This is a genomic window from Shewanella sp. 125m-1, from assembly GCF_052977065.1.
This window is the reverse complement of the sequence record NZ_JBRILT010000101.1, coordinates 1-543: the sequence shown is the minus strand read 5'-3', so window position 1 is coordinate 543 and position 543 is coordinate 1. Positions and strand designations below refer to the sequence as shown.

Annotated in this window: 1 protein-coding gene; it reads left to right on the top strand. The window is 41.4% G+C overall.

Going from position 1 to position 543, the window contains the following annotated elements:
• Nucleotides 1-73: 73 nt before the first annotated feature.
• Nucleotides 74-543 (top strand): transposase (locus ACVBIK_RS20685; RefSeq protein WP_447170430.1); only part of this gene is annotated, 470 nt, incomplete at its 3' end.

Genomic DNA, 543 nt, shown 5'->3' with positions numbered 1-543 from the left:
GAGACTGTAACTAACTTTGTGTAACTGCTTATCAAACTGTACTCTAAAAAGAGTCAAGGATAGGCATATACTCATGAACATAAAAGATATTGAAGCTTTTGCTAAAGAAGCAGCTAAAAGTATTAAAACACCTGAAGACTTAAATCAATTTAGTCAGATGCTCAAAAAGATCACTGTTGAGGCTGCCCTTAATGCTGAGATGGATGAGCATCTTGGTTATGAGAAACACCACCCATCAACCTCATCTAATAGCCGTAACGGTAAAACGAGCAAACGGATCCAGACCGAAGACGGTCAGTTCGAGCTTAATACCCCACGTGACCGTGAAGGTAGCTTTGAGCCACAATTAGTCAAAAAACACCAATCTAGATTTACCTCTATGGATGACAAAATCCTGTGGCTCTACTCTCAAGGAATGAGCACTCGAGATATCGTCCAAGCTTTTGATGAATGGTACGGTGCAGAGATTTCACCAACATTAGTTTCACGCGTTACCAATGCAGTTATCGAGCAGGTGGTTGAATGGCAAAGCCGTCCTCTAGA